Raw genomic sequence first — 19885 nt, 5'->3', positions numbered from 1 at the left:
GTACGGGATTTAACGGATTTAAAATAATTAGCATCTACTCAAAGGTGGTCAGAAACCGGGTTTTTTCACCCTCATATTTGCTTGCAGCGGGCAGATTCGGTATAAAAACCCGGTTTCTTAGGTTGGAGTGCGTCTGGGACTAAAGAATAAAGCCCGTCAGCTACCGCGAACCTTTGCAAACCCACTTCCACAAAGGATGACTCGGCCCCTGTTGGCGAATGCGGCGAACTTTTTGTTCCAAACCCTGTTTTTCCCGCAGGGGCAATCCTCGCACTCTATTGCGACTTTGCCAAGTTAGCACAGCTAAAGTCATTCCCAAGCACAAACCCAAACCGAGAGTCGGCAAGCGGTGAAAAGATAAACCGTAGCGCACTGCCGCCCAAGTGAAGTGTTCTAACCACAAAGCGATTTCGCGGCGCAAACCCCAAATGCTCAAAGAACCGACGCTAATCCACAGCAATATCACTGTTAACCAGCGGCCGTAAACTGTTAGTTTGTGAAGCCTTTGGACTTCTATTTGAAAATTTGCGTCGTTTTCATTAGTCATTAGTCATTAGTCATTAGTCATTAGTCATTAGTCATTAGTCAGTCAAAAGTTAACCGTCACCAGTTAACCGTCAACAGTCAATTAAACTTCCTCTGACTGGTTGATTCCTTCTGCGGGGACGGGGATAGGTTTGCCGGTGCGACTGCGCCACCAAGCTAGCAGCGTACTGGCAACGAAAATACTCGAATACGCACCCGCAATAAAGCCGACAATCAAAGCTAAAGCAAAGTATTTGAGGGTTTCGCCGCCAAACAAAAAGATTGAAAACAATGTCAGCAGCGTTGTCATCGTCGTGTTAATTGACCTTCCCAGGGTCTGCATGACCGCATCATCGACAATTTGATCGATCGACTGTCCCGGATTTAGCTTGATTACTTCGCGCACGCGATCGTAAATTACCACTGTATCGTTAACAGAAAAACCGATAATTGTCAAGAGAGCGACCACAAATAAACTGTCAACTTCCACTCCTTGAACTAAACCCAAAAACGAGAAAACACCAAGAGTAACCAACACGTCGTGGAATAGAGCAACGAAAGCAAAAAAGGCATAATCCAACTGAAACCGGAATGTTAGATAAACCGTAATTCCAGCAAAAGAAAGCAACAAAGCCAACAATCCCGAAGTAAATAATTGTTTACCGAGGGTAGGCCCAACCGTATCAATTTGAGTAGATTGAGGAGCAAAAGCGCCTATCTTTTCGCTCAAAGCTGTTTGTAAATTAGTCCGCTGTTCGACATCCAAAGTTTTTGTTCGTAACGACAAACCTCGCTGTTCTTTGCCGATAACTTGAATGCTGCTGCCAGCTAAACCTTGGGTGTCCAGGACTTGGCGGACAGCAGCAAGATCGATGGGTTTACAATTTTCTGGTTTCGTGCAGTCGAGTTCAAATTGCAGCCTAGTGCCGCCGATAAAGTCCAAACTCGGCCGCAGCGGTGCGCGGATATCGGGACGAGTCCAAGAAATTGCCATCGACACTATACCTGCAAGGATTATAGCGGCGGAAATACTCCACCAGAGCGATCGCTGTTTGATAACACTGAATTTCATAATTTGAAGGAAGAGGGAATAAGGAAGAGGGAATAAGGAAGAAGGAAGAGGGAATAAGGAAGAGGGAATAAGGAAGAGGGAATAAGGAAGAGGGAATAAGGAAGAGGGAAGAAGAAAGAAAAATTTCTCAATGTAGGATGCGCATTGCGAACCTTACCTACTGCGCACCTTACTTAGTCTGTCAACAGTCAACAGTCAACAGTCAACAGTCAAGAGTTAACTATTAGCAGTTTTAGACAAATCGGGACAGAACCACTGAGGTTTTCGCAGGGCCGGAAAGCCCAACACTACTAAAAGTAGAGTGCGGCTGCAAGTAATAGCAGTAAACATACTCACTACTACGCCCAATGCCAGAGTTACAGCAAACCCTTTAACTAAACCAGCGCCCAACCCGAACAAAGCAGCACAAGCAATAACTGTTGTGACGTTGCCGTCTAAAATGCTGGAAAAAGCGCGGTAAAAACCAGATTCGACCGATCGGTAAAGCGTTTTCCCCGCCCGCAACTCTTCGCGCGTGCGCTCAAAAATCAGCACGTTAGCATCCACTGCCATCCCGATGCTGAGCACGAAACCAGCAATTCCCGGCAGCGTTAATGTCACTCCCAAAAGCACGAAAGCTGCCCAAGTTAACAGAGCATAAATTAACAGCGCAATATTGGCAATTACGCCGGGGAGTCGATAGTAGGCAACCATGAAAATCAAGACCAAAATTAAGCCGCCGATACCTGCGTTAATACTGCTTTGAATGCTGTCTCTACCTAAGCTAGCGCCGACAGTGCGGTTTTCTACAATTTCGACCGGCACGGGCAAAGCGCCGCCCCGCAATTGCACTGCCAAATCGTTGGCTTCTTGCGTTGTAAAGTTGCCTTGAATTACGGCACTTCCACCAGTAATTCCTGTTTGGGCAAATTCAACGCCGACGACTGGAGAACTGATCATTCTATCGTCTAGGAAAATACCGATACTGCGTCCGGTACCGGCTAAATTTTTAGTGAGTTGGGCAAAGAGTTCGCCTCCTTTGCTATCGAAAACAAGAGCAACGTTCCAGTTGTTCCCAGCCGCCAAGGGTTGAGGTTGAGCGTCTTTGAGGTTTTCGCCACCGAGGCCGCTGCTTTTGAAGAGTTTGGCGATCGCCTCATTGCTTCTTTTCAAAGCAGCCTGATTTTCTTTAATAGCCGCCTCATTGTTGCTAGTTTTCAATGCTGTTTGTTTGACCAGCAATTCCTGCTGCAACTGCCTCTCAATGCCTAATTGTGCTTCTGTTCCGGGCAGTTGTTCCAGAAATTCTAGCTTGGCCGTGCCGCCCAAAACTCGTTCTGCTTGCTGCGGGTCATTTACTCCGGGCAACTGCACGAGAATTTGGTCTTCTCCTACTGTTTGGACTAATGCTTCGGAAACACCCAAACCGTTAACGCGGTTTTCGACAATCCGCCGCACTGCTTCTAACATTCCCTGGTCAATTTTGGGAATTGTGGGGGTAGTTTTTACCTGAATTGTGAGTTGCGACCCTCCTTGCAAGTCTAATCCCAGCCGCGTCGGAATAGTTACTATTACAGTAATGGCGGCGATGATTAAAACAAAAATTAGGGCTAATATGGAACGTTGTTTTTGCATATTTAATTATTAGTCATTGGTCAGTTGGCAGTTGTCAGTTGGCAGTTGGCGGTTGGCAGATTTTAGTCAACAGTCATCAGTCATCCGTCAACAGTCATCAGTCAACAGTCAACAGTCAACCAATGACTATTGACTAATCACTATTTATACTCGCAAAGCTACCATTTTTTGGACTGCTTCGACAATTTGAGCGGGCTGGACAATTGTCAGTCTTTCCAAATTCCCGTTGTAAGGTGTGGGAATATCTTGTGAAGACAGGCGCAAAACCGGTGCGTCGAGCTCGTCAAAAAATCGATCGCTAATCGAAGCAATTAATTCGGCACCGATGCCTCCTGTTTTCATGCACTCCTCTACAATAATTACTTTGTGAGTTTTGCGAATGGATTCGCCGATGGTCTCCATGTCCAGGGGTTTGAGAGAAATGAGGTCGATTACTTCTGGATCGTAACCTTCTTTTAGCAGGGCGGGCACTGCTTGCAAGACGTGGTGCCGCATTCTGGAATAAGTCAGGATGGTGACATCTTTGCCCGATCGCACAATTTCTGCTTTGTCCAGCGGCACTAAATATTCTGTTTCTGGCAAATTTTCTTTGAGATTGTAAAGAAGGACGTGCTCGAAAAACAGAACGGGGTTATCGTCGCGGATGGCTGATTTTAAGAGTCCTTTGGCGTTGTAGGGAGTCGAACAGGCGACTATTTTCAAACCCGGTACGGCTTGGAAATATGCTTCTAACCGCTGGGAGTGTTCCGCGCCGAGTTGCCGGCCCACGCCCCCTGGCCCGCGAATTACCATCGGCATTTTGAAGTTGCCGCCGGATGTGTAGCGCAGCATTCCGGCGTTGTTGGAAATTTGGTTGAAGGCCAGCAGCAAAAAGCCCATGTTCATGCCTTCGATGACCGGCCGGAGTCCCGTCATTGCTGCGCCTACTGCCATGCCCGTAAAGCTATTTTCGGCGATCGGGGTGTCGAGCACTCTAAGTTCGCCGTATTTGTTGTAGAGGTCTTTGGTGACTTTATAGGAACCGCCGTATTGACCTACGTCTTCGCCGAGTACGAATACGGCGGAGTCGCGGGCCATTTCTTCGTCTAACGCCTCGCGGAGGGCGTTGAACAATAAGGTTTCTGCCATAGGAGGTGAAGCAATGATTGCAGGAGGGTCAGATTAGAATCTTAACCTTTCGAGGGTGTCGATCTAGGAGTCGATCGAACATTTTGTACTTAAAGCGTGCAGAATTGGCAATACCTTTATCATGTTTGGTTATTTTTGTCAAATCATTGAAAAACTATTCTCTTGTTCAAGAGTAATTTGCGTTTATATAATATGAATTAGTTTTGAGGAAAGCAGCAATGTTACAGTACAACTTGCCGAGGAACTTGCCGTCAGCCGACGAACTACCAGACTCGGATGAAACGCCTGTGGATAACGAACTGCAAGAACTAATACCGGGGTTGCTAAAAGCAATCTTGCTAATACTTTGGTCGTCACGCATGGACTGGTTTTTTGGGATAGATATGGGTGTTTACTATCACCCTGACAAGCCAGCTATTGTCCCAGATGGTTTCTTGAGTTTAGGAGTAGAACGGTTTTACGACGAAGAATTACGTCCCAGTTACGTGGTGTGGGATGAAAATGTCATGCCGCTGTTCGTGCTAGAAGTTGTTTCCCAAAATTATCGCAAGGAATACAGCACGAAATTGGAAGAATATCAAGCTTTAGGCGTACTTTATTACGTGATTTATTCTTCCCGCCGCCGTAAACCGCGTTTGGAAGTACACAAGTTAGTCAATGGCAAGTATGAACTGCAGTCAGGAAATCCTGTTTGGATGCCAGAAATCGGTTTGGGAATTGGTTGTGAAAGGGGAAATTATTCTGGGGTGACAAGAGAGTGGTTGTATTGGTACGATGCCGATGGCAAACGCTATTTGACACCTGAAGAACAAGTGAAACATGAAGCGCAGCGCGCCGAACAATTAGATCGGCGCGCCCAACAATTAGCTCAAAGATTGCGAGAGTTGGGAGTAGACCCAGACAATTTGAACTAATGGCAGTCAGTAATTCGATCGATCGCTATTCTGTATCAAGTACGGGCGCTCGATAATTTATATTTCAGCAAAATGCTTTTGCAACAAATCGTGGATAAATCGATAGCGCCGATCGCCAGTTTTTTGCAGCAGCAGGCGATCGGTGGCAGCATCGAGAAAACGCTTGTAATCCCAAGGAATGCAGCCGCTAGACCACAGCACCAGGCGCAATATAAAACTTTCAATCCCCGGAATTCCCGGCAACAAAGCACTAATTACCGCAGCAACAGCACCCGCAATCAATCCCCAAATCGACCCGGAGACTAGGCTGGCAATTAATCCCAAAATCACCCAAATCAGCCCGCCAAGCAGCTTAACTCCAAACTGATACTTGCGCCGTTCCTCGTCTGTTTGCAGCCAGCTATACGGTATGCGATCGAGGTAAAATTCTTGAATTCCTTGCTCTTCCATCCTTCTCGCCAACCATCCCAGCCAGTGGCGAATTTGTTCCGGCCGCAGTTCCTTTCCTCTGGGATACTGCTTGACTTGCCCGGTGATTTGGTGGCGAATATAGGCAGTTAACAGATATTTGCGCTGTTCTTCGGCGGAAGTAATGCGCTTCCAAGCTTCAATTAAAATATCGTCGTAAGCCAAAGCCATCATGCTCAAAAGCAAGGGAACTTTTGCCAATTTCAACAACTCCGGCTCGTTCTCAATGCTGTACCAAAGTTCGCGGCTTCTGGCTTCTAGCAGATAATTTTGGATTTGAGTTTCTGTTAAAGGTTTCAATAAAACCGCTGCTTGCAGGCGAAATCTAGTATCGCAGTTTTTGTAAGCTTCAAAACTGCTGCAAGCTACTAAATGTTTTGGTTTCAATTCGCTTTCAACAAACTGATTGATTGCTTGAATGCAGATATTTTGGCGGTGGGTTTCTACTTCGTCCAAGCCGTCGAGGAGAGGCAGCAATTTTTGTTCGGCAAGCCATTTTTTGCCGACACCAGGAGAGATACCGTATTTGAAGTGAAGTTGAGCAATTAACCAATCTGCGATCGCCCCGGATTCTGTTTTCCACGATCCGAGTTCAAACAGCACTGGTACTGGCAAACTAGCATCTTTTTGGGCGCGGGCAACTAACACCCGAGCTAATTCTAGCAGCGTCGTAGTTTTGCCTGCACCCGTCGCTCCCAAAATTACCAATTTGCCGCCGGCGCGATCGAACACTTTAGCAATGCTGGCTTTGGGAGGAAGCCGAAAACTCGGACGGTTGCCTGCTTTCACTTCCACATCCCAAAAGCGGTTAACACCAACAGGCGACGAGTCTTGACTGAGGTTAGCCAGCACAGCAGCGTGCAAAGACTGCGATCGTCCTGCTTGGACTTCCTGCTTCACCTCCTCCAACAATCGATCGCGAGGCGGTTGTAATCTTAGAGGAATCAATTTTGACATTTTATGTACCTCGCGCTGAACGCTTACCTTCGCAAATTTGCGCGCAAATACCCCAGAGCAAGATTACCATCAGTATAGGCGTCCAGTATATATTGACTCAAATTATTGCGACGATTATGGATCTGAAATTTTATCTAAAAATCCTGACCAGCGAATTTCAAAGGTGGTACAAGCCCCTGGATTTATCCGTGGAATCAATCCAAAATCCAAAATCTAAAATCCTCAAGCCCCCGAATTTATCCCTGGGGTCAATCCAAAATCCAAAATCTAAAATCGCGCAATCGAATGACCCTGTGGCCCGCACTAGGTATTTCCACTATAAATTAACTGGCGATCGCCCCAACTCCCAAACAAAAATTATTAGTATAGATACAGAGAGGGTTTTTTATGTCATTTACGAAGGGTCAAATCATCACGGTAAGCTTAGCAGGACTGGCAACAGCGGTGGGAGTGGCTGCTGCAACTATACAGTCGGGTGCGATGAAACAATCCAATCCTCCCCTTGCAGAATCCCCGGCATCCACCAGAAACCCCATTGCAGCGCCGACGAACAATCCCGAATCTCGGCAACCAGAATCTCTGCAACCAAAAACCCAGGCTGCGGAATCTCTGAAATCCGAAGCCCAACCTGCCAAAACCCCAGCACTTCAATCCTCGCTAGTTGCAGGAGTCTCTCCGCGAAAAGTTGAGCCAGTAGTTGTCACACCGCCAAATTCGGGTTGCAAAATCAGCCAAGCTGTAGTCAGCGATCCGAATCCACCGCTAAACGTGCGATCGATCCCGCAAGTAAGGGGCAGCCAAATAGTAGGAAAACTTAAAAATAATACCTTTGTTTCAGTCGCCGAAGAACAAAACGGTTGGCTGCGAATTACCGATCCAGTTCCCGGTTGGATTGCGAAAAGACGCACCGAAAGCAGTTGTTCTAACGTCAACCAGCAGATTAATTTTCTGCCGGGAGGAGATGAGGCGATCGTCAAAGGTCGAATTATTGGTGGCGGCAGCCATTCTTACCGGATTCGCGCTAGAAAAGGTCAAACAATGACTGTTAGGAATCGGCAAGATGTTTTCCCACAAATTATAACTCCCAGCGGCAAACTTTTAGCAGGAGATCCTTATCAAGGCAATGAAACAGAGTGGACTGGAAAAGTGCCAGTAACAGGCAATTACACATTACAATTAGATTCAAATTTCCGGGGATACGAATACGAATTTTCGGTAAAATTGCGATAATTTCCCTGACATCTGTAGGGACACGGCAGTGCCGTGTCCCTACCCGGAGGACACGGCAGTGCCGTGTCCCTACCTTTTAATAAATAGTATAATTAAGGAATCGTTCCCAGCGAGATATCAAGAATCGCAAATTTCTGCCAATCTTCCGAGTCAAAGTGCCACCATTCGGTTGTGATACCGATAAATCCGTGTTTTTTCATTGCATCCTTAAGCACTTGACGATTTTTCCGAGATTGGGCGCTGCCGCCTTGATAATCTGCGTGAGCTTTTTCGGTAAAATCATCGTAAGGTGTGGGCATTTCTAATTCTTTGCCAGTGCGATCGACTAAAGTCAAATCAATAGCAGCACCGCGATTGTGCCGCGAACCCCTAGCAGGATTAGCAACATAGCGCGGATCTGGCCAAGCTTGCCACATTTGCTTAGTGACAGAGAAAGGTCTGTAGCAATCGTAAACTTTCAAACCCAATCCGATTTTTTCCAAATCTGTTTGAACTAGCGCTAACTTTTGAGCAACAGAACTTCTCAAAGCGCATTTCGATATAGGGTAAAGTTTTCGTTTCAAGAAATTGTTAGTAGTTGCGTAGCGAATATCGAGGCGAATGTTGGGATTTACGGTGCGGATGTCAACCAGTCGCGCCCCACTGGGAAGTTGACTCATGAAAATATTTTCAGGTACTACTGGGTTTGGTTCTGCTTGGGTAATTTGCACTTGTGGCGGCTCCTGGGCGCGGACAAATGTTGTATGGTGCAGACAGATCGCACATAGCAACACTAGCATAAATGCGATCGGGTATTTTCCAAAACGATTAAATTTCATAGCTGTTCTGATTGTTAGTCTTAGAGAGTAGATTACAACCAAAAGCTAAATGCAACACACCGATCGCCAAGGATCAAATCAGATCGGGATCAATACCCTGCGATCGCAAATAAGCCGCTAATCGTTCTTTTTGTTGCTGTTCCCGATCGGCTCGTTGGCTCTCAGCTTCAGCCCGTTGGCTCTCAGCTTCAGCTCGTTGGCGTTCCTGTTCGGTATTAAGGCGTTCGAGTCGGGCTTGTTCGCTTCCAATCAGCAACAAATTACCCTGGTTATCCCACCAGCGCAACCATCGCTGTGTTTGATTTTGATAACTACCTTCCCATACACCCAACTCCACTCCCATTAGTTCGATCGAGTAGTGTCCGCGCTCGTTTGGTTCCAAGCGAATATAACGAGTATTCACCCAGTTGTAGACTTCTAGTTCACCGGTTTTGATGATGTAGATAGCGTAGTAGGGAATCCGAATAATCTGCTCGTATACCCAGAACTTTCCAGGCTTCTGAGTGACACCTTCTGAGCTGCGAGATAAAGGAGTATTATCGCGTTCTTCCGAACCATTTCCACTAGCAAGCTCGATCGCAATTAGCGGCACCATATACTCGCGCCACAACACGTAAGAGCGACGAATTTCTCCATCTACCAGGGGTGGAACATTGGGGACGTAGAACCAGTCGGGAGCTTCGGCTCCGCGTTCTGGTGGGTCGGTTTCGCGCCAGTAGATGCCACTATCTTGCCCGATCGCATACATTCCGTCGGGGTGGAGGGTTTGCAGCGTGGTTCCCAGGGAGTCGGTGAGCAGGATACACTGAGGATGTTCTTGGAAGTTTTTCACAAACGTGCCGTCGGATTCGGGGAGTTGCGTGTGATCTGGGAAGGCGCGGACTGGGGTTATAGGACTAAGGCTTTGGGTCATGACGGGTACGCGATCGATTGGCGATCGGGACTGATGCTCTGTTCACAGCATAGCGATTGCTGCTGCAATTGTGTCGATCGAAGCAGGTTTTGACATAACGTAGTGGGACTTAGACAAAAACTGAGGTGAAAATGTCTAAGTCCCTTTAGCTAGAAAATTCCCAATTTCTTCAAATTCCCAAGCGCTGATACACTAAATCTAAGTGCCTCAATTGATACTGCGGATCGAAACAATCATCTATTTCTTTGGTCGTCATCTTAGCTGTTACCCGATCGTCCTTAGCAATTAAATTGTAGAAATTGCCGCCCGGTTTGTTCCAAGCTTCGTGAGCACAAGATTGCACAATTTTGTAGGCTTCTTCGCGACTCGTGCCTTTTTCTACTAAGGCTAACATCACCCGCTGGCTGAAGATGACTCCGCCGTAAAGGTTCATGTTTTGTTTCATGTTTTCGGGATAGACTAGCAGGTGTTTTACTAAGTCTGTGGTTTCTACTAACATGAAGTGAGTTACTGTAGAACTGTCGGGCAAAATCATCCGTTCTACGGAACTGTGAGAGATGTCTCGTTCGTGCCAAAGTGCAACGTTTTCTAAGGCTGCGACGGCGTTGGCGCGGACAATTCTCGCCATCCCTGTCAGTCTTTCCGATCGAATCGGGTTGCGTTTGTGGGGCATGGCGGATGAGCCTTTTTGCCCTTTGGAAAAGAACTCTTCGACTTCGAGAACGTCGGTGCGTTGCAGGTTGCGAATTTCTACTGCAAAACGCTCGATCGATGCTGCTAACAGTGCTAAGGTTTGGACGTATTCGGCGTGTCGATCGCGCGAAATGACTTGAGTGGATGCGGTATCGGGTTCGAGTCCGAGGTTTTGACAGGCGATCGCTTCAATTCGCGGGTCAATATTAGCATAGGTTCCGACGGCGCCGGAGATTTTGCCGACTGCAATGGACGATCGCAAATTCACCAATCGGGCGCGGTTGCGAAAGACTTCTGCCAGCCATCCTGCTAGTTTAAAGCCAAAGGTGATGGGTTCGGCGTGAATTCCGTGCGATCGGCCAACCATGACGGTATTGCGATGCTGTTGAGCCTGATAGCGAATAGCTTGACTCAATTCTTCGACACGTTCTAACAAGATATTGACGCTGGCGACTAATTGCAGCGCCAAAGCGGTATCGAGCACATCGGAACTGGTTAAGCCGAGGTGAATGTAGCGTCCGGCATCGCCTACATATTCGTTGACATTTGTCAAGAAGGCGATCATGTCGTGGCGGACTTCGGCTTCTATTTCGAGGACTCGTTTCGGGTCAAAATTAGCCTTAGCTTTGATTTCTTCGACTGCGGCGGCGGGGATGTAGCCGAGTTCGGCTTGAGCTTCGCAGACAGCGATTTCTACTTGCAGCCAGCTTTTCAGTTTGGCGGTTTCAGTCCAGATGTTGCCCATTTCGGGCAAGGTGTAGCGCTCTATCACGGTGGGAGTTTTGGGGAATGCGATCGTCCTATTGTACCTCTGCGAGGCCTCCGTCTTGAGTCGGGATGGGGAATTTGGGGCGATCGAACTATCCCTCTTCTGAGTTTGAATATTTCGTTTGTTTCGGATATTGCGTTTATAGCACAGTAAGTGTTATCGTAAAGGAAACAACCAAGTATATGCCGGCCAAATACTTACATACCCCTTCCAGCAATGGCTGCACAGGTTTTCCTCTATCGCAGCTTCTGTCTGCTGACAAATAAAACGGGGTCTGGTATAATCAGCGGTTTAAACCGCTGATTATACCAACTTATACCACCATATTGACTCTGTGCTTCAAAAACAATCACATCAAAAAAGATATTAATTATGTTGAACCAAAAAGCATCGCTTGAGTCAGTTTTGATTCCTGAACAAAAACAAGAAGAAATAGCAAAATTAGATCGGATTCTCAGCCACGAATTTGCACAACCAAAATTAGTCGGAAGTAACGGAGAAGAGATAGTAATTCCTGAATCAGTCTACAGCATTTTGCGTCAGGTTGTGCGTGCAATGGCATCAGGTCAAGCTATCTCTCTAGTACCTCACAATCACGAACTGACAACACAAGAAGCTGCTGATATTCTGAATGTATCCCGACCATTTCTGGTCAAGTTACTAGACCAGGGAGAAATTCCTTGTATCAAAGTAGGAAAGCATAGACGTATTCGTTTGGAGGATTTAACTTTATATAAAGAACATCGAGACAACAAACGTCGCAAACACTTGGATCGGCTAATCGAGATGACTGAAGAAGCTGGTTTGTACGAGGCATAGAAATAATTCCAACATTAATATGTCTAAGCTTAGTGTTGTCCTCGATGCTTGTGTCCTGTTTCCTATGTATCTGCGCGATACTCTGCTTTCCACCGCCGAGGCAGGTCTGTATTTACCGTATTGGTCGCAGAAAATCCTTGATGAAGCAATGAGCAACCTTGTCCGCCAAGGGATATTATGCCAGGAGAAAGCAATCCATCTTGAAGCGGAAATCAATGCAGCCTTTCCAGAAGCAATAATTGAAGTACCTGTCGGCTTAGAGCAAATCATGAAAAATGACCCTAAAGACCGTCATGTTCTTGCTGCTGCTGTAACAGCAAATGCTGATGTTATTGTTACCAGCAATCTCGCGGATTTCAAAGAAAAGGATTTAGCTCCTTGGAACATCAAATCGCTGTCACCTGATGAGTTTATGAGCGAGCTATTTGACGAATACCCGGACTTAATAGTGAGATTATTACGGCAACAGTCGGAAAGGTACAAAAAACCTCCGAAGACTGTTGCTGAATTACTTGAATTTTTGGAAAAAAAAGCAGGTATGCCCAAATTTGCTAGTGATATTTTGTTATATGAATATAGTCTAGATATTGTGCAAACTGCGGAAACAGTCTTAAGGAACTACGGCAGACAAATACCTGAAGGCGGTAAATTTCTTGAGGGAGAGCGGTATCGTATTTGGCAGCAAGAAAAAACACTTACAATTAGTGCGAAAGATGGTAGAGGTGAAATTCTACGATTTCAGAATCAGGAAATTGAGGGGAATATCTCATCAGAGGATGTCAAAGCATTAAAAATATTTGCTCAAAGCTTGGATTGAGAATTAACAATAAATAGGGTTGAGGAGCAACAAGCTGATTAAAATAACCGATTTGCAGAAGCTAAAGGAGCTACAAGATGAATAGCCGTTACAGTCTCATCATCCAGTGGTCACAAGAAGATCGACTTTTTGTTGTCAGTTTGCCGGAGTTTACCGATGTCAAGCAGCCTTGCACTCACGGACACACTTACGAGGAAGCAGCAAAACACGGACAAGAATTGTTAGAAACATTGATTGAACTCTATCAAGAAGACGGCAAACCTCTACCAGAACCTCACACGTTGGGGAAACGACTACAAATTGCTTAAAGTTGTTATACAATCTCTGCTACCATTCAACATAAACACCAACTAAAAAGCCTATGACTTCTCAAGCCTCAAAGCCAAATGTTCAAGACCTGCAAAGACAGGTAATTGCCCTGTTACAAGAAGTTAGCACTCTGATGGGTCGCGCTAGCAAAGAACTTAAGTCTGAGGATAGCTCAGAAAACAAGTACCAGATATATCAACAGGAAATTGCAAAGGAGATTGGTACAGTCACAGACCTAAAACTCAGAATGGCTATTGCCGCACCGATGAATGCTGGCAAATCCAAAATTATTAATGCCATTATTGGTCAAGAACTCCTGCCAAGTTCTGCTACAGCGATGACAACACTGCCAACAGAGATTGTATTGAAAGAAAATGCAGCAGAGCCGATTCTAAAATTGAGTCCTAGAATCTGTGAAGCATTTAAGAAAGCATTGGAGGCTATCAGGCTGGAAATTGAGCAGAAAGGGATGGAAGAAGTTCTTAAGCAGACTGGTGAATATCCGCATTTAGCAAGTTTACTCCAAGAAATCCACAGTGATAGAGATTTTGGAATTTCCGAAGAAATCTCTGGCAGTAAGAATATCAACAAGATCCTGACAGAGTTGAATCATATTATCCGTCTTTGCAACATTCTGGCAGTATCCCAAGATCAAGATCCTCTCCAGTTGCTCAATGACAATGACATTCCATCTATCGAAACTCCTTTTTTCAGAACAGAGCAAAATCAACAACTAGAGAAGCTAGGTAATCTTGTAATCGTTGATACGCCTGGGCCAAGTGAAGCCGGAGTCAGCGAAAAGCTAGAAATTGTAGTTTCCAAGCAACTTAAGCGTAGCCAACTTGTGCTACTTGTCCTGAATTTCACTGAATTGAGGGCTGAAGCAGCCGAAAAGATTAAAGCAGAAGTTCACAAAGTTATTAGAACAAGCAGTCAAAAAAATTTATATGTTTTAGTTAATAAAATCGATGAGCGTCGTCGAGGTGACATAGATACCGAAATGGTAAAACAATTTGTTGCTAATAACCTCCAACTTGCCAACACAGACCGCGTATTTGAAGTTTCTGCTAGGCAAGCATTCTGCGCTAAGGATTTTCTTCGTCAATCATCTCTGAGTAGTCAAGATATTCAAGATCCTGAAGCTGCCGAAGCATTAGCTAGAGAAGTCTGGCCTGTTGATTGGGAGGATGAACTCAAGGATGCAACTGTAGAGGAATTACAAAAGAAAGCGGTAAGACTTTGGAAAGCATCAAAGTTTGCATCTTTTCTGGAAGAAGCAATTAATGTAATTTTGCGACAAGTTGCCCCCCGCTGCATGGAGTTTGCCTTGAATCGTTGTCTTATTCATCTAAATGATTTATGTAATAATGCAAAAAATGACCTGACTTACATTAACAGTAATGCTGAAAAGCTCCAGCAAGCAATGGAGGATCTTAAGAATGAGCTTTCTAGTCTAGCTGATTGCCGTCCGAATCTAGATGAAAAGGTTGCCCAAACAAAAAAGGAAATAAAGGAAACCGTAAACGCCAACCTAGAAACCCTCAAAAAAGAAGTAAAAAACGAACTTGACACACTCTTGAAAAAGTATGTTTTAGATTCTGCTATAACAGTATTTTCCAAGTGGTTGGACGACATATCCAACATCTTTAATAGAGATAAAGATGAATTTGAATTTGATAGTAAGCAAGATGCCAAGCTATTCGCTGAGCAAATAGCAGCTTCGGCGAAGCAAATTATTGAACGTCAATTGGATGTCGCTTGTAAACAGACGGATAAACAGACAGAAGGCAGGATTCAAAAATTATCCCAGTTACTAGATAATGAAACTAAGCCTATTATTGAACGCGCTCGAGAGCGGTTAAAAAGAGATTTTGATGTTATTTTTAAGCCAGATATACTCAAGCTAGTTGATATTTACATAGAAGTGAATACCCCTGAGCTTGAATTCAGAGGGTATGGATTATCTGATTTACTCACAGCATTGTTAGAAGGAGCATTTGGTGGTTTGTTGGTGCAGTTTGGTGCTCGTTTAGTGGCAATGGTAGCTAACCATCCAATACTGAGCGCAATTTATGGTGGAGTTAGCACCTTTTTTGGTTGGTTCGGTGTGAACTTAGACAAACATGTATATAAAGAAAGATATACAGTTAACATAATCCTTTTTAAGGGTGAAATAGTTAAATTCTTTGACAATAAAGTCGAAGAAATTCAAGAACAATCTAACCGATTGATTGAGCAATCATTGGATCAACAAATTAAAAGGTACTTTGATGATCTAGACTCTCTTCTAGGTGATTATAGGAAGGATTTGGAGCAATCACTAAAAGCTCAAGCTTTACCTTTAGAAACACTGAAAGAATTAAAGCAAGCGCTTGAATCATTTTCAGTTGGTAATGATAAATTACAGGTGGATAAGTTGAAAGAGAAGGCTAATGAACTTCTGAGTCAGACAAAACCATTAATACAAAACCAAAATTTAAGCGCCGCCAAGGGCTTAAGGAATTAACTCAATTTCTTCAAGAAGAAGGATTTTACGAAGCAGGAATACACGATATAGCTCAAAATTAAGGATGATGAATCATGAAAGACTATCACATCAATATTTTTTACAGCAACCCAGATGAAGGCTACATTGCCGATATTCCTGATTTAAAATACTGTTCCGCTTTTGGCGAAACCCCAGAATCAGCTTTGCAGGAAGTACAGATTGCTAAAACAGCATGGCTGGAAGCTGCAAAAGCTGCGGGAAAACCCATTCCCGAACCCAAGTACCCACCTGCAATATATCAACTTACGACTTGAAAAACGATCGCACAAATCCCCCTTACTGCATCCGATCGATCGTCCGATACTGAACCGCCTCCCCCACATGATTCGTTTTCAAGCTTTCATCCCCCGACAAATCAGCAATAGTTCTAGCAACCTTCAAAATTCGATCGCTAGCCCTCGCCGAAAGCCCCAATTTCCGAATCGCCATCTCCAATAAATTCCGAGAAGCCTCATCCAACTGACACCATCTGTTAATGTGACTGCTTTGCATCTGGGCATTGCAGCGCAAACTAGATTCCGACTGAAAACGGCGAGTTGCGATCTCCCGCGCCCGCTGCACCCTCACCCGCACCGGTTCCGACTCCTCTCCAGTCGGCTGTCGCGTAATTTCCTCCGGTTTCAAACGATTAACCGCCACTTGCAAATCAATCCGATCCATCAAAGGCCCCGAAAGTTTTGCCCAATATTGCTCCCTCTTTTGCGGCGAACAAGTACACTGTTGAATCGAATCGCCGTAATAACCGCAAGCGCAAGGATTCGTACTTGCAACTAATGTGAATTGCGCCGGAAACATCACCGATTGTCTAGTTCGAGAAATCGTCACATAACCATCTTCCAGCGGTTGCCGCAAAAACTCCAAAACATCTCTTTTAAACTCAGTTAATTCATCGAGAAAAAGGATGCCCCTATGTGCTAAAGAAATTTCACCCGGACGCGGAAAACTGCCGCCACCTACCAAAGAAGGCCCCGATGCCGAATGGTGAGGACTGCGAAAAGGCCGATCGCTCACCAAACTTCCCTTATCCTTCAACAACCCCGCCACCGAATGAATTTGAGTTACATCCAAAGCTTCTTCAAAAGTCAGCGGCGGCAAAATACCCGGCAAACGCCTCGCTAACATAGTTTTACCGCTTCCAGGCGGCCCGACAAAAATTAAATTGTGTCCGCCAGCGGCCGCTATTTCCAAAGCGCGGCGGGCGTGAATTTGTCCCTTGACATCCTTTAAATCTAAACCGGGAAACCGCGTTTTTGCTAACTGTTCTCGACCGTTTACTTCTATCGGCGAATACACATTAGGATTGTTTAAAAAATCAGTAACTGCAAAAATATTTTCAAAACCATAAACAGATATTCCGTGTACCAAAGCCGCTTCTGCTGCATTAGCAGCCGGTACAATCAATCCCGAAATACCCATTTCTCGTGCAGCAGCGGCGATCGGCAAAACCCCAGCCACAGCCCGCAAACTTCCATCTAAAGAGAGTTCCCCTAAAAACAAATGATCTCCCAAAAGTTCAGCGCTGACTTGTTCCGAGGCTGCTAAAATGCCAATGGCGATCGGCAAATCAAAACTCGGCCCTTCCTTCCGCAAATCTGCCGGAGTCAAATTAATCACAATACTCCGCATCGGAAAAGCATATCCCGAATTTTTTAGCGTCGCCTTAACCCTTTCTTTAGCTTCTTGCACCGCAGAATCCGGCAACCCCACAACCACAATTTTCGGCAGTCCCCCCGATACATCAGCCTCGACACCCACCTTTACCGCGTCAATTCCTACGATCGATGCACTCCAAACCCTAGCAAGCATTTTTCTTTATCCTTAATTTGCCTGTCCTTGATTCATCATCTATTATGATTAACAATGACTAATGAATATCGGAAGAGGTAAGAAAAACTTTTCTTGCCTCTTCCTTTTCTCTTGTTCCTTTTCTCCTGCTGCGTCTTCCCTCTTCCCGAAATCCGTTACATCCGTTACATCCGTTACATCCGTTACATCCGTTACATCCGTTACACAATCCGTTGCCGAACTTCGTTAACACCCATGACAACTCAAGAAACGCTTTTCAGCAAAATCATCCGCAAAGAGATTCCGGCAGACATCGTTTATGAGGACGACTTGGCCCTCGCCTTCAGAGATATCAATCCGCAAGCACCCGTCCACATCCTCGTCATTCCCAAACAGCCTATTGCCAAATTAGCCGATGCCGAGTCGGAAGATCGCGATCTCATGGGACACCTGCTGCTGACTGTCAAGCGCGTAGCAGAACAACTCGGACTCAGCAACGGCTATCGCGTCGTCATTAATACCGGCAGCGACGGCGGTCAAACTGTAGACCACCTGCACCTTCACATTCTCGGCGGACGGCACATGAACTGGCCTCCAGGCTAAAGGCTAATTTTTACGCAGAAATTGCGGACTCATCCTCAGAAACCCGGTTGATTTCTATTGCCAAGCGCCTCAGAAACCGGGTTTCTTTTTTCGTCAATCAACCCGGTTGATTGGATCTTATTGACAATGCAGTTCGATCGCACTAGAAACCCGGTTTTCAGTATTCTCCAGATAAAAATTTACGCTCACCGCATCCACCAGTAATATGTGAATAAATATTAAAAATAATCTCTTCAATACCTAATTAAGATATCTTTAAATAGAAAGAGGATTGCTCTGAACAAAAATAATTTTTTCAAACTCCTGAACCAACCTAAATATAATAGATTCAGTTCTTCAGGTCGCTATATTTAACCCGTTAGGCGTGTAATATTACTTTGTAAAAAATTACAAGAATTTACTAAAAATCAAGCTTTTGTAAAAGTTTGTAAAATATTTAAATAGTAACCGCTAATCCCTTGGCAAACTTTAGCGAATGATGTTACTAATATAAGCGTGGGACATCCCCACAACGAACCTTGAAAATTCAATTAAGCAATCATAAACCAAATGACAACAACCTTACAGCGTCGTGAAAACGCCAACGTTTGGGAACGTTACTGCGAGTGGGTAACTAGCACGGATAACCGCATTTATGTGGGTTGGTTCGGGAGTCTGATGATTCCTACTCTGCTGACAGCCACCGTCTGTTACATCATCGCCTTCGTAGCTGCTCCTCCAGTGGACATCGACGGCATCCGCGAACCAGTAGCAGGTTCCTTGATGTACGGCAACAACATCATTACTGGTGCTGTTGTTCCTTCATCAAACGCGATCGGGCTTCACTTCTACCCCATCTGGGAAGCAGCTTCCCTCGATGAGTGGTTGTACAACGGCGGCCCTTACCAGCTCGTAGTTTTCCACTTCCTCATCGGCATTTTTTGCTACATGGGCCGTCAGTGGGAACTGAGCTACCGCTTAGGAATGCGTCCTTGGATCTGCGTAGCCTACTCTGCACCTGTGGCCTCTGCTACCGCAGTATTCTTGATTTATCCGATCGGACAAGGCAGCTTTTCTGACGGTATGCCCTTGGGTATCTCCGGCACATTCAACTTCATGATCGTGTTCCAAGCCGAGCACAACATCCTGATGCACCCCTTCCATATGTTGGGAGTAGCTGGTGTCTTCGGTGGTTCTTTGTTCTCTGCAATGCACGGTTCTTTAGTTACCTCTTCTTTGGTTCGCGAGACAACCGAAAGCGAATCGCAAAACAACGGTTACAAATTCGGTCAAGAAGAAGAAACCTACAACATCGTCGCGGCCCACGGCTACTTCGGTCGTTTGATCTTCCAATACGCGAGCTTTAACAACAGCCGTTCTTTGCACTTCTTTTTAGGTGCATGGCCAGTTGTCGGTATCTGGTTGACCGCTTTGGGTATTTCCACGATGGCCTTCAACCTCAACGGTTTCAACTTCAACCAATCGATTATCGACTCGCAAGGTCGCGTCATCAACACTTGGGCTGATGTGATCAACCGCGCAAACTTGGGTATGGAAGTGATGCACGAGCGCAATGCTCACAACTTCCCGCTTGACTTGGCCGCTGGTGATGTCACCCCTGTAGCAATGGTTGCTCCTTCCATCAACGGCTAAATTTAGCTTTTGATTAATAACAAAAAGCGCTCCTAGAAATAGGGGCGCTTTTTGTTTTGGCAAGTAGAATTTGATAGATTTCCTTCGGTTGAATGTGTTATATCGTTTCCGGTTGCATCGGAACGATACTGAGGACACGGCAGTGCCGTGTCCCTACAATAAAGTGGGGTAGGGACACGGCACTGCCGTGTCCTGACTGTGGGTAATATTAATTCCGATGCTACCGGAGTTGATATTACATCCCGTACATTGCTAGTTGCGGAACTTCTTT

18 protein-coding genes are annotated in these 19885 nt (G+C 45.4%); 9 read left to right on the top strand and 9 right to left on the bottom strand.

Annotated elements, in window-relative coordinates; genetic code table 11:
* Positions 1-160: 160 nt before the first annotated feature.
* The 4 genes from QUA99_RS17540 to QUA99_RS17525 form a co-directional block, all read right to left on the bottom strand.
* The gene (locus tag QUA99_RS17540) at positions 161-547 is read right to left on the bottom strand and encodes a hypothetical protein (RefSeq protein WP_333239016.1); all 387 of its coding nucleotides are present in this window, start codon (positions 545-547) and stop codon (positions 161-163) included.
* An 81-nt stretch (positions 548-628) separates the two neighbouring features.
* A complete protein-coding gene (secF, locus tag QUA99_RS17535) occupies positions 629-1597 on the bottom strand; it encodes a protein translocase subunit SecF (RefSeq protein WP_333239014.1) in 969 nt (322 codons plus the stop codon).
* 216 nt (positions 1598-1813) lie between these two features.
* The gene (secD, locus tag QUA99_RS17530) at positions 1814-3211 is read right to left on the bottom strand and encodes a protein translocase subunit SecD (RefSeq protein WP_333239012.1); all 1398 of its coding nucleotides are present in this window, start codon (positions 3209-3211) and stop codon (positions 1814-1816) included.
* 144 nt (positions 3212-3355) lie between these two features.
* A complete protein-coding gene (locus QUA99_RS17525; protein WP_333239010.1) occupies positions 3356-4339 on the bottom strand; it encodes an alpha-ketoacid dehydrogenase subunit beta in 984 nt (327 codons plus the stop codon).
* 218 nt (positions 4340-4557) lie between these two features.
* Here QUA99_RS17525 and QUA99_RS17520 point away from each other — a divergent pair, with 218 nt between their 5' ends.
* Entirely contained in the window at positions 4558-5253 is a 696-nt protein-coding gene (locus tag QUA99_RS17520; RefSeq protein WP_333239007.1) for a Uma2 family endonuclease, read from the top strand.
* A 57-nt stretch (positions 5254-5310) separates the two neighbouring features.
* On the opposite strand, the gene QUA99_RS17515 is transcribed toward QUA99_RS17520, so the two are convergent.
* Positions 5311-6678, bottom strand: coding sequence for an NACHT domain-containing protein (locus QUA99_RS17515; RefSeq protein WP_333239005.1), 1368 nt, complete (start codon positions 6676-6678; stop codon positions 5311-5313).
* 387 nt (positions 6679-7065) lie between these two features.
* On the opposite strand from QUA99_RS17515, the gene QUA99_RS17510 reads away from it, so the two are divergent.
* Positions 7066-7908, top strand: coding sequence for an SH3 domain-containing protein (locus tag QUA99_RS17510; protein WP_333239003.1), 843 nt, complete (start codon positions 7066-7068; stop codon positions 7906-7908).
* 92 nt (positions 7909-8000) lie between these two features.
* Here the strand turns inward: QUA99_RS17510 and QUA99_RS17505 are convergent, their stop codons facing one another.
* From QUA99_RS17505 to purB, 3 genes are all read right to left on the bottom strand, one after another.
* Positions 8001-8726, bottom strand: a complete 726-nt coding sequence (locus tag QUA99_RS17505; protein WP_333239001.1) for a M15 family metallopeptidase — start codon at positions 8724-8726, stop codon at positions 8001-8003.
* 73 nt (positions 8727-8799) lie between these two features.
* Positions 8800-9639, bottom strand: coding sequence for a Uma2 family endonuclease (locus QUA99_RS17500; RefSeq protein ID WP_333238999.1), 840 nt, complete (start codon positions 9637-9639; stop codon positions 8800-8802).
* A 169-nt stretch (positions 9640-9808) separates the two neighbouring features.
* The gene (gene purB / locus QUA99_RS17495; RefSeq protein WP_333238997.1) at positions 9809-11104 is read right to left on the bottom strand and encodes an adenylosuccinate lyase; all 1296 of its coding nucleotides are present in this window, start codon (positions 11102-11104) and stop codon (positions 9809-9811) included.
* Between the two features lie 369 nt (positions 11105-11473).
* On the opposite strand from purB, the gene QUA99_RS17490 reads away from it, so the two are divergent.
* The 5 genes from QUA99_RS17490 to QUA99_RS17470 all read left to right on the top strand — a co-directional run bounded on the left by QUA99_RS17490 (position 11474) and on the right by QUA99_RS17470 (position 15848).
* Positions 11474-11920, top strand: coding sequence for a helix-turn-helix domain-containing protein (locus QUA99_RS17490; RefSeq protein WP_333103939.1), 447 nt, complete (start codon positions 11474-11476; stop codon positions 11918-11920).
* Positions 11921-11939: 19 nt separating this feature from the next.
* Entirely contained in the window at positions 11940-12737 is a 798-nt protein-coding gene (locus QUA99_RS17485) for a PIN domain-containing protein (protein WP_333238995.1), read from the top strand.
* A 77-nt stretch (positions 12738-12814) separates the two neighbouring features.
* A complete protein-coding gene (locus QUA99_RS17480) occupies positions 12815-13045 on the top strand; it encodes a type II toxin-antitoxin system HicB family antitoxin (protein ID WP_333238993.1) in 231 nt (76 codons plus the stop codon).
* Between the two features lie 53 nt (positions 13046-13098).
* The gene (locus QUA99_RS17475) at positions 13099-15552 is read left to right on the top strand and encodes a dynamin family protein (RefSeq protein ID WP_333238991.1); all 2454 of its coding nucleotides are present in this window, start codon (positions 13099-13101) and stop codon (positions 15550-15552) included.
* Positions 15553-15626: 74 nt separating this feature from the next.
* Positions 15627-15848, top strand: a complete 222-nt coding sequence (locus tag QUA99_RS17470) for a type II toxin-antitoxin system HicB family antitoxin (protein ID WP_333238989.1) — start codon at positions 15627-15629, stop codon at positions 15846-15848.
* Positions 15849-15870: 22 nt separating this feature from the next.
* Here the strand turns inward: QUA99_RS17470 and QUA99_RS17465 are convergent, their stop codons facing one another.
* On the bottom strand, positions 15871-17400 hold the full coding sequence (locus tag QUA99_RS17465) for a YifB family Mg chelatase-like AAA ATPase (RefSeq protein WP_333238987.1): 1530 nt from the start codon (positions 17398-17400) through the stop codon (positions 15871-15873).
* Between the two features lie 234 nt (positions 17401-17634).
* Between QUA99_RS17465 and QUA99_RS17460 the strand changes: the two genes are divergently transcribed.
* Both QUA99_RS17460 and psbA read left to right on the top strand, forming a co-directional pair.
* A complete protein-coding gene (locus tag QUA99_RS17460; RefSeq protein WP_333238986.1) occupies positions 17635-17982 on the top strand; it encodes a histidine triad nucleotide-binding protein in 348 nt (115 codons plus the stop codon).
* Between the two features lie 549 nt (positions 17983-18531).
* Entirely contained in the window at positions 18532-19614 is a 1083-nt protein-coding gene (gene psbA, locus QUA99_RS17455) for a photosystem II q(b) protein (protein WP_333238984.1), read from the top strand.
* Positions 19615-19885 lie beyond the last annotated feature (271 nt).

It is taken from the genome of Microcoleus sp. F10-B2 (assembly GCF_036704965.1).
GTDB lineage: Bacteria > Cyanobacteriota > Cyanobacteriia > Cyanobacteriales > Microcoleaceae > Microcoleus.
The sequence above is the reverse complement of the archived record's forward strand: the minus strand, read 5'-3'. Positions and strand labels throughout refer to the sequence as shown.

What these genes read in the sequence shown, in the direction of transcription:
- QUA99_RS17540 (WP_333239016.1), bottom strand. Translation starts at nt 547, where the DNA reads ATGACTAATGAAAACGACGCAAATTTTCAAATAGAAGTCCAAAGGCTT.
- secF (WP_333239014.1), bottom strand. Translation starts at nt 1,597, where the DNA reads ATGAAATTCAGTGTTATCAAACAGCGATCGCTCTGGTGGAGTATTTCC.
- secD (WP_333239012.1), bottom strand. Translation starts at nt 3,211, where the DNA reads ATGCAAAAACAACGTTCCATATTAGCCCTAATTTTTGTTTTAATCATC.
- QUA99_RS17525 (WP_333239010.1), bottom strand. Translation starts at nt 4,339, where the DNA reads ATGGCAGAAACCTTATTGTTCAACGCCCTCCGCGAGGCGTTAGACGAA.
- QUA99_RS17520 (WP_333239007.1), top strand. Translation starts at nt 4,558, where the DNA reads ATGTTACAGTACAACTTGCCGAGGAACTTGCCGTCAGCCGACGAACTA.
- QUA99_RS17515 (WP_333239005.1), bottom strand. Translation starts at nt 6,678, where the DNA reads ATGTCAAAATTGATTCCTCTAAGATTACAACCGCCTCGCGATCGATTG.
- QUA99_RS17510 (WP_333239003.1), top strand. Translation starts at nt 7,066, where the DNA reads ATGTCATTTACGAAGGGTCAAATCATCACGGTAAGCTTAGCAGGACTG.
- QUA99_RS17505 (WP_333239001.1), bottom strand. Translation starts at nt 8,726, where the DNA reads ATGAAATTTAATCGTTTTGGAAAATACCCGATCGCATTTATGCTAGTG.
- QUA99_RS17500 (WP_333238999.1), bottom strand. Translation starts at nt 9,639, where the DNA reads ATGACCCAAAGCCTTAGTCCTATAACCCCAGTCCGCGCCTTCCCAGAT.
- QUA99_RS17490 (WP_333103939.1), top strand. Translation starts at nt 11,474, where the DNA reads ATGTTGAACCAAAAAGCATCGCTTGAGTCAGTTTTGATTCCTGAACAA.
- QUA99_RS17485 (WP_333238995.1), top strand. Translation starts at nt 11,940, where the DNA reads ATGTCTAAGCTTAGTGTTGTCCTCGATGCTTGTGTCCTGTTTCCTATG.
- QUA99_RS17480 (WP_333238993.1), top strand. Translation starts at nt 12,815, where the DNA reads ATGAATAGCCGTTACAGTCTCATCATCCAGTGGTCACAAGAAGATCGA.
- QUA99_RS17475 (WP_333238991.1), top strand. Translation starts at nt 13,099, where the DNA reads ATGACTTCTCAAGCCTCAAAGCCAAATGTTCAAGACCTGCAAAGACAG.
- QUA99_RS17470 (WP_333238989.1), top strand. Translation starts at nt 15,627, where the DNA reads ATGAAAGACTATCACATCAATATTTTTTACAGCAACCCAGATGAAGGC.
- QUA99_RS17465 (WP_333238987.1), bottom strand. Translation starts at nt 17,400, where the DNA reads ATGCTTGCTAGGGTTTGGAGTGCATCGATCGTAGGAATTGACGCGGTA.
- QUA99_RS17460 (WP_333238986.1), top strand. Translation starts at nt 17,635, where the DNA reads ATGACAACTCAAGAAACGCTTTTCAGCAAAATCATCCGCAAAGAGATT.
- psbA (WP_333238984.1), top strand. Translation starts at nt 18,532, where the DNA reads ATGACAACAACCTTACAGCGTCGTGAAAACGCCAACGTTTGGGAACGT.